Origin of the sequence: Nocardia alni (genome assembly GCF_019038435.1) — a bacterium.
GTDB lineage: Bacteria > Actinomycetota > Actinomycetes > Mycobacteriales > Mycobacteriaceae > Nocardia > Nocardia alni.
In genome coordinates, this window is record NZ_JAGPOX010000246.1 from 1 (window position 1) to 7,768 (window position 7,768).

At 68.2% G+C, this 7,768-nt stretch carries 10 protein-coding genes and 1 pseudogene; 9 read left to right on the forward strand and 2 right to left on the reverse strand.

All coding sequences use genetic code 11. The features are described 5' to 3' along the window. Window positions 1–350: pseudogene (locus tag JZ791_RS42855) on the forward strand (dolichyl-phosphate-mannose--protein mannosyltransferase); the annotation flags it as partial. 106 nt (window positions 351–456) lie between these two features. Then, window positions 457–1,443, forward strand: coding sequence for an NAD(P)H-dependent flavin oxidoreductase (locus JZ791_RS42860; RefSeq protein WP_216903496.1), 987 nt, complete (start codon window positions 457–459; stop codon window positions 1,441–1,443). A 1-nt stretch (window position 1,444) separates the two neighbouring features. Here the strand turns inward: JZ791_RS42860 and JZ791_RS42865 are convergent, their stop codons facing one another. Further along, window positions 1,445–1,660, reverse strand: a complete 216-nt coding sequence (locus JZ791_RS42865; protein WP_216903498.1) for a hypothetical protein — start codon at window positions 1,658–1,660, stop codon at window positions 1,445–1,447. A 319-nt stretch (window positions 1,661–1,979) separates the two neighbouring features. On the opposite strand from JZ791_RS42865, the gene JZ791_RS42870 reads away from it, so the two are divergent. The 4 genes from JZ791_RS42870 to JZ791_RS42885 all read left to right on the forward strand — a co-directional run bounded on the left by JZ791_RS42870 (window position 1,980) and on the right by JZ791_RS42885 (window position 4,231). Continuing rightward, on the forward strand, window positions 1,980–2,231 hold the full coding sequence (locus tag JZ791_RS42870; RefSeq protein WP_216903500.1) for a hypothetical protein: 252 nt from the start codon (window positions 1,980–1,982) through the stop codon (window positions 2,229–2,231). Between the two features lie 70 nt (window positions 2,232–2,301). Then, the gene (locus JZ791_RS42875; RefSeq protein ID WP_216903503.1) at window positions 2,302–3,300 is read left to right on the forward strand and encodes an LLM class F420-dependent oxidoreductase; all 999 of its coding nucleotides are present in this window, start codon (window positions 2,302–2,304) and stop codon (window positions 3,298–3,300) included. Next, entirely contained in the window at window positions 3,297–3,677 is a 381-nt protein-coding gene (locus JZ791_RS42880) for a hypothetical protein (RefSeq protein ID WP_216903505.1), read from the forward strand. The genes JZ791_RS42875 and JZ791_RS42880 overlap by 4 nt, the downstream gene beginning before the upstream one ends. Beyond that, on the forward strand, window positions 3,674–4,231 hold the full coding sequence (locus JZ791_RS42885; RefSeq protein WP_308163480.1) for a Dabb family protein: 558 nt from the start codon (window positions 3,674–3,676) through the stop codon (window positions 4,229–4,231). The genes JZ791_RS42880 and JZ791_RS42885 overlap by 4 nt, the downstream gene beginning before the upstream one ends. 31 nt (window positions 4,232–4,262) lie before the next feature. Here JZ791_RS42885 and JZ791_RS42890 read toward each other — a convergent pair whose 3' ends face one another. After that, entirely contained in the window at window positions 4,263–4,889 is a 627-nt protein-coding gene (locus JZ791_RS42890; protein ID WP_216903507.1) for a SanA/YdcF family protein, read from the reverse strand. 212 nt (window positions 4,890–5,101) lie between these two features. Here JZ791_RS42890 and JZ791_RS42895 point away from each other — a divergent pair, with 212 nt between their 5' ends. From JZ791_RS42895 to JZ791_RS42905, 3 genes are all read left to right on the forward strand, one after another. Further along, a complete protein-coding gene (locus JZ791_RS42895) occupies window positions 5,102–5,923 on the forward strand; it encodes a nuclear transport factor 2 family protein (RefSeq protein ID WP_216903509.1) in 822 nt (273 codons plus the stop codon). Between the two features lie 405 nt (window positions 5,924–6,328). After that, the gene (locus tag JZ791_RS42900; protein ID WP_308163482.1) at window positions 6,329–6,835 is read left to right on the forward strand and encodes an MspA family porin; all 507 of its coding nucleotides are present in this window, start codon (window positions 6,329–6,331) and stop codon (window positions 6,833–6,835) included. 47 nt (window positions 6,836–6,882) lie between these two features. After that, window positions 6,883–7,674, forward strand: coding sequence for an MspA family porin (locus tag JZ791_RS42905; protein ID WP_216903513.1), 792 nt, complete (start codon window positions 6,883–6,885; stop codon window positions 7,672–7,674). Window positions 7,675–7,768: the final 94 nt, after the last annotated feature.

A 7,768-nucleotide genomic window follows, 5' to 3' on the forward strand; every position in this document is an offset into this window, starting at 1 on the left:
ATTGGCGGTATGCCGCGATGCTGGTGGGGTATATGGCGGGTCTGCTGCCGTGGTTCCTGGATTTGGATCGGCAGATGTACTACTTCTACGCGGTGCCGATGGCCCCGTTCATGGTGATCGGGTTCGCGCTGGTCCTGGGCGACATCCTCGGACCCGCACCCTTGGTGCGCGCCGCCAACGGCTACCGGTTCCCGGCGCCGAGTGAGCGACACAGCCTGAATCTTCTGCTGGTGTGCCTTTACGTCGGCTTGGTGGTGGCGAATTTCGCCTGGCTGTGGCCGATCCTCACCGGGTGGCCGATCACCCAGGGCAACTGGCAGGCCCACCTCTGGTTGCCCAGCTGGCGCTGACTCGCGGGCGTCCGGCTCCTGTCGTGCGGGATGTCCGGGGCGGTCGGGCACGCCGCCAAGGCCTCGGCGGATGACGTGGCGCCGGGCAGTGTGGTGCTATGTGTCGATGACATCGTCCGGGGAATCGCTCGAAGCCGGCGCAGAGGCCCTGTCCACGACGTGGTCGAGGGATTTGGGGTTGCGGCTGCCGGTCGTCGGTGCGCCGATGGGCGGGGTGGCCGGAGGCCGGCTCGCGGCGGCGGTGAGCGCGTGCGGTGGCCTGGGGATGATCGGCATGGGCAGCGCCGGATCGGTGGTGGCGTTGCGACGGGAACTCGGGCGGTTGGACGGCTTCGCCGGTCCGTTCGGTATCGGGCTGGTGGACTGGGTGTTCGCCGCGGAACCGGAGCTGCTCGAGGTCGCCGTCGCCGCGAAACCCGCGCTGATCTCGGTGAGCTTCGGGACCGACCTGTCCTGGGCGTCGCGCGTCCGGGAATCCGGAATCCGTACGGCCACACAGGTGTACACCGTCGATGATGGCCGCCGCGCCGCGGACGCCGGTATCGATGTGCTGGTCGCCCGGGGTATGGAAGGCGGCGGCCACGGGGCGCCGGAGATGGCGACTCTGCCGCTGCTCGATGCGGTCCTGGGCGCGGTCACGGTACCGGTGCTCGCGGCCGGGGGCATCGGCTCGCCCGCGAGCCTGGCCGCGGTGCTCGCCGCCGGGGCCTCGGGCGCCTGGCTGGGCACTCGTCTGGCCGCCTGCGAGGAATCGCTGCTGTCCTCGGGCGCGCGCGCGGCGATGCTGGCCGCGCGCGGCACCGATACCATCCTGACCCGGGCGTTCGATGTGGGGATGGGGTTGCCGTGGCCGTCCCGGTTTCCCTTGCGGGCGTTGCGCAACGAATTCGCGGACCGGTGGACCGGCCGGGAGGACGAGCTGCCGGATGACGAGACGGCCCGGGAAGCGTTGGGCGCGGGGATCGTTCGGGACGATCCGAATCTCATGCCGGTCGACGCCGGACAGGGTGTCGGTCTGGTGACCGCCGTGCAACCGGCCGCCCAGGTGCTCGAGACGCTGTGCGACGGGGCGGCCCGGATACTGAATCGGTAGCTCAGTCCTCGCTGCTGCGCCGATCCCCGAGGAATCGCAACAGCTCCGGATCGCCCGAGGTGAACCGATCGACTTCCTCGTCACCGGTGCACTGATACAACCCGACCGTCACCCGATCCGCGCGGCGGCCGACCACTCGCCAGATCGCGCCGGAATCCTCCCAGCGCTGTAGGACGGACACCGGATCCGGGATCGGGTCGTGGAATCGCTCGGCCATGCGGTCCATCGTCCCGCACACCCTGCTCAGCCTGCGGGCGTTCCGGCTCCGGCGTCCTCGATGGTGCGGCGGAGCAGGGCTGTCGAGGTGGCCAACTGGTCCAGGGATCGAGTGGTCAGCAGGTCCGCCAGGCGCATGCGCACCTCACTTCGTCACCGTGCGGCCGGCGAAGGAGGGAGAGCCGCTCGCCGTGTCGTCCGGTCCGGACAGCTTCATGACAAAGCCCTTGCGGTGGCCCCGGGGGCGGCCGATACCATCGAGTCGGTGCTGTAGGAGGTAGCTCCACTATTCGAAGCGATGTAATCGCTGGGGGGACAGAATGATTGATTACATTGGCACACTTGTGCGCAGGCGGGTTCTGCGTGGTGTGCTCGCCGCCGTCGTCGCTCTGCTGGTACTTGCGGCCCTGCTCTGGCTCGTGATCACCACGAGCCACGACCAGGATCCGGCCTCGGCGACCATGTCGGGAACGCCGCTGCCGCCGATCACCACCCACATGGTGATCCCCACCGTGCCCCCGCTGCGGGAGCCACCCGTGGAACCGACACCCGCCCCGATCCGAATCCCTTGAATCGCAACGTATCCGCGTCAACCGGTCGTCCCGGTGATCGGGACTCGGGCATCCGGTGGCCGGTACGACCGTGACCACGCCGTCCGCGATGCACGAGGGTGGTGTGATGCGGCCGATCTGCGGGGGCCGTCCGATTCGTCGAGGAGTGGCGCTGGTGGTGCGGATAGGGATGCTGGTGCCGTACGTCGAGGAGTTGGTGACCAGCGGGGCCTTCCTGCGCGAGTTCGCCGTGGCGGCACAGGAGGCCGGTGTCGAATCGGTGTGGACGGTCGAGCATGTCGTGGTCGCCGACGCCTACGAGCCGAACTATCCGTACTCCGCAAGTGGCCGGATGCCGGGTCCGGAACACGGAATTCCGATGACCGATCCGCTGGAGACGATCGCGTTCATGGCAGGCGCGTCCTCGACGCTGACGTTCGGCACCGCGATGGTGGTCGCGCCGCTGCACAGCCCGGTGGTGCTGGCCAAGCGCGCCGCGACCATCGCTCTGCATTCCGATGACCGGCTGCTGCTCGGCCTGGGAATCGGTTGGCAGAAGGAGGAATACGCGGCGGTCGGTGCGTCGTTCCGGCAGCGCGGCCGGCGGCTCGACGACTGTATCGGCGCCATGCGCGCGCTATGGGCCTGCGCCCCGGCCAGTTTCACGGGGCATGAGCTGTCCTTCACGGATCTGCACTGCACGCCAAGGCCTTCCGGCGGCAGAATCCCGATCATCCTGGGCGGCAACAGCGATCCGGCGTTACGACGAGCGGGCCGGGTCGGGGACGGCTGGTTCCCGTATACCCTCGATCCGGAAGGCTTCGCCGCGGGAGCCGACGTGGTGCGTGCCATCGCCCTGGGCGCGGGGCGGCCGCGGGATGCGGTGGAACTGACAGCATGGCCCGGATCCTGCGATGCCGCACGGGAATTCGACGTCGATTTCGTGCGCGGCTATGTTCGCGCGGGCGCCACCCGGCTGGTGCTGAACCAGCCGGTGTACGGCCGGGATTCGATACTCGGTCCGCGCGGGCTGGCCGGCCTGGCCGATTACGTGGCCCGCTACCGCGACGAGGTGGTGGGCAAGCTGTGACAGCGGTCGATCCGGTGCAGCGGGTTCATGTCTGGGATCACCTCGTCCTGCCCGCAGCGGCGGTCGACGGGTGGCTGATCGGGTGGCGCACGGACTACCTCCCTGCCGCGCGCGAGCGGGGCCTGCGGTTGACACAGTGGTGGCAATCGCACGCCGGACCCGACACCGTGGCGGTGGACATGCTGTGGGAGATCGAGGGTGTCTACGAGTTCTACCGCGCGCGGACGATGGCGGGCGCGGACGCTTCGGTCGCCCGATTCTGGTCTCGCACAGACGAACTTGCCGTGCACAGGGATCGTCGTGTGCTCGAGCCGTGCCGACCGGAACCTGGTCGCCTCGCATCGGCGGCCACGGAACCGCGGCTGGAGGAGTCGTGACGCGCTGGGTCATGCGCACCGCATCGAATGAGGTGACCGGCCGACCGGGCGGAGTCCGTGAATGGTCCGCCGGCGCGGATCTGCCGGGAAGCCTGCGCGGTCGGGGCAGGAACGGGGACTTCCGGGCCGAGGCGCTGCCGCCGGCGTTGGCAGGTGCGGATGCGGTTGCACTGCAACCGATCTTCTCGGGCCACAGACCGCTGAGAGGCAAACGGGTGAAGCGAACGCTGTTGCTGCGCGTGCGTGCGGGCACGCCCGAGGACGTGGTGGCCCGGTTCGAGGCCGAACTCGCCGCGATGCCCGATCTGATCCGCACCATCCACTCCTGGGCGCTCAGCCGCGCCGATCCCGCGATCCCGGGCGCGTCCACGATGTGGACGCATGTCTTCGAGCAGGAGTTCGCCGACCTGGACGGCCTGACCGGCGAGTACCTGCTGCATCCCTACCACTGGACCTGTGTGGACCGCTGGTTCGACGGCGAGAACCCTGCCTCGATCGTGGAACCCGGTCCGGCCCATCTGATTCGCTGGGCGCCGGGCGAGGTCCTGCGTTGACTCCACGCCGATCCGAGACGCCCCCACGGGGTCAGTGCGGAACGGCTGCCATGGCGTCGCGGACCGTGGTCTCCTGTCGGCCCAGGATCGGATCGGGTCGCGCGAGGATCGAATACACGGCCTTGGTGGCGGCGAGCTGGTCGCGTACCCAGCACTTGTACCAGGTCAGGTTGTGCGCCTGACCGTGGTCGCCGACCGCGCTGGTCGCGATGCCGACCGAGCGGCACAGCGCGACGGTGCGCGGAACGCTGAAATCCTGGGTGACCACGATCGCCCGGCGCACCCCGAAGATGCGGTAGGCGCGGGCGCAGGAGTCGTAGGTGTCGAAGCCCGCGTAGTCGACGGCGAGTTTGTCCGCGGGCACACCCTTGCCGACGAGGTACCGGCGCATCGCATCGGGTTCGTCGTAGGACCAGTGCCCGTGGTCGCCGCTGAGCAGCAAGGCCTTCACCTTGCCCGATTTCAGCAGTTGCGCGCCGAGGTCGAGCCGTGCGGCCACGTAGGGAGAGGGCCGTCCGTCGGGATAGATTTCCGCACCCGGGACCAGGCCGGCATCCGCGGGCGGCACGTCGGCGACGGCGTATTCCAGACCGTGGGCGCGATAGCGGATCCAGCCGATGGACGCCCCGGCCACCACCGCCCCCGCGAGCACGGCCACGGCCACGATCCTCAGCAGTCGCCTGGGGCGGAGCCAGGATCTCCAGTGGTGCGTCCTCCCACCGGCGTCATCACGCGCACGCATGGGCACCAGTGTGCCGTACCGCTGCGAATGCGCAGGTCGCCGCGTGGATACGCCGGAAAGCGCACCGTTCTCCGGCCTAGAATTAGAACGAGTTATAGAGTTCGGGTGTCGGCTCGAGAAGGGAAACGATGTCTGAAACCACGTCCGCCGCCGAACTCCTGGCCACCGTCGAGGCATCGCCGCGTGCGGTTACCGTGCACGATCGCGACGCCTGGGTCGGACTGTTCGCACCCGGCGCCCGGGTCTGCGATCCGGTGGGCTCGCGCCCGCATATCGGGCGGGCGGCCATCGAGCGCTTCTACGACACCTTCATCGGGCCCAACGGGATCGCCTTCCGGGTCGAGCACGATGTGGTGTGCGGTATGACGGTGTGGCGGGATCTGGCCATCGAGACCACCATGTCCACCGGCGTGACGCTGCGGGTGCCGATGCACCTGCGGTACGACGTGCAACGGGTGGGTGAGACCCTGAAAATTCGTGAGCTGCACGCACACTGGGAACTTCCGGTGATGATCGCGCAACTGCTGCGCGCCGGGGCGCGGGGCCTGGGCGCGGGTGCGAAGCTGACCCCGCAGCTGCTGGCCAACCAGGGTATCGGCGGAGCGCTGGGCTTCTCGCGCGGATTCCTGCGGGTCGGTGAGGCCGGGCGCCGGGCGGCGACCGGACTGATCGGGCACGCCGCGCGCGGCGACGCCGACGCGGTATGCGCGGCCCTGGCTCCCGGCGGGGTGCTCGGATGGGGGACCGGGGATTCTTCGGATGCGGCGGGATTCGTCGCGCGCGCCGCCGGGACCGACATCGGCAAGACGATCGTCGCGGGACGATTCGTGACGATGAGCGTGGAGACGACCGCCGGACACGGCATCGCCGAGGTGGAGATGGCGCGCGGTGGTAAGCGCGTCGCGGCCGCCCGGGTTTTCGTCGCCGACGAGGGGCCGCATCGATTGTGATGTGGATTACTTGCCACGCGCTTGCTTCTGAGTCGTGGTAAGTGGTGCTTCACCATTGGCGGCCCGGCTACCTCGCTGTTCCGTGGTCATGCCAGCGGTATTTTCTTCCGTCTGGGGGATTCGCGCCGCCCAGTGAGAGCGATGGCGTAATCTATCGCCCATCGTTCGCTGTCCGTGACGCGGATATCTCTCCTAGACTTGGAGCCGGGACAACGCCTCCCTGCGGATTCCCTGGGGATTCACAGCTGTCGCTTACGTAGATCAACCAACGTGGGCAGCGCCTGCTGGACAAACGATGAAGGAAATATGAAATTGGTTGCCGGAGCCGGATGCTGGCTCGTGCGCGGTGGGGCGGGAATAGCCGTTCTCCTGCTCGGATGTGGTGTGGCACATGCGGATGCGGTGGTGCCATTACCCAATGGCCACCAGCACTTCACCACTGCTACCGGGGTCGCGGTGGACTTCAGCCGCACCGGTGAGCGGGCCGTGGTCTCCCCCTCTCTCGCCCACAACGGCATGGGTCGCACCGCGAGCATGTCGGCCACGGTGTTCGCCGATGTTCCCGGGGCCACCGGTGGACAGCTGGTCACCGGATATCTGGTCGGGTGCCAGGTGGATCTATCGGGTGGTTTGTCGCTCGGTGGCGATGTCTACGTGCAGCCGAGCTCTATTTCCCCGGAGATCTCGCCCAGCATCAACCTGGTGCCCGGTGGTGTGGCGCAGGTGAAATTCGACACCAAGACGATCGATCCGACCGCCGGCAAGGTCGGTATCCAGTATCTGGACCGCGCCGTTCAGGTCGACGGCTGCGGCGGATACGCGCAGGCCCGCGCGTTCAGCACGTTGACGGTGACCAATGCCAAGGGCAGCGTCGAGACCACCCTGTACGGCCAACCGTTCAGCATCGGATGAGTGCCGTGAGTCTCATGTCTTTCGGTGTGCAAGAGAGGAATCGTCCCGTGCGAATTGCGCTGGGCAGTGCGATCGTGACCGGTGTCTGCCTGCCGGTCATGCTGGTGGGCTCCGGAACCGCCGCGGCCGATACACATGTACCCCTGCCGAACGGGCACGGTGGCTACACCACCCATGACGGGGTGGTCGTCCATCTGGACCGCACCGGGGAGAGTGCGACCGTCTCCGGGTCGATGGCCGCGAGTCCGCTCTCGCGCAACGCGACCGTCTCCGGGGTCGATGCGGTGACCACCACCGCACCGAAGGGTGTCACGATCACCGGCGGGCGGATCGAGACCGGCTATCTGGTCGGCTGCCAAGTCGATCTGGGCTCGAGTACGCATGCCAACGGCAGCGGCGATACGGCCGGTCAGGGCAACGACGGCAAAGGCGGCGGGGACAACTCGGATCAGGGCGGCGGGAACAACTCGTCAGGCAACTCGGGCAACTCCGGTGGCGGTGGAGGGGGAGGCAACAGCTCCGGCGGAATCAGCAACGGCGGTAGTGGCTTGTCGGTCGGCGACGGCTACGGCGGCTTCACCCTCGACAGCTCGGGTGTCACCCCGTACAGCGATCCGTCACTGTCGCTCACGCTCAAGCCCGGCACCGTGGCCAGCAAGCAGATCCAGGTCTACAACTTCACCGGCAACTCCGGCACCGCTCAGTTCGTCGACCACACGATCTCCATCGACGGCTGCGCCGGATATGCCGAGGCCCGCTCGTACACCACGATCCTGCTGCACGACAACGTGATGGACTCCACCGAGACGCTGTGGGGTAAACCCTTCAGCCTCGGCTGAACGATTCGATCGAGGTAATTCGGCTCGTCGCACGGAAATCACCGGGTTCGCCCGGCAGAATGGGCCGGTATGGACGGCCGGGGTGGGCGCTGTC

What these genes read in the sequence shown, in the direction of transcription:
- JZ791_RS42860 (WP_216903496.1), top strand. Translation starts at nt 457, where the DNA reads ATGACATCGTCCGGGGAATCGCTCGAAGCCGGCGCAGAGGCCCTGTCC.
- JZ791_RS42865 (WP_216903498.1), bottom strand. Translation starts at nt 1,660, where the DNA reads ATGGCCGAGCGATTCCACGACCCGATCCCGGATCCGGTGTCCGTCCTA.
- JZ791_RS42870 (WP_216903500.1), top strand. Translation starts at nt 1,980, where the DNA reads ATGATTGATTACATTGGCACACTTGTGCGCAGGCGGGTTCTGCGTGGT.
- JZ791_RS42895 (WP_216903509.1), top strand. Translation starts at nt 5,102, where the DNA reads ATGTCTGAAACCACGTCCGCCGCCGAACTCCTGGCCACCGTCGAGGCA.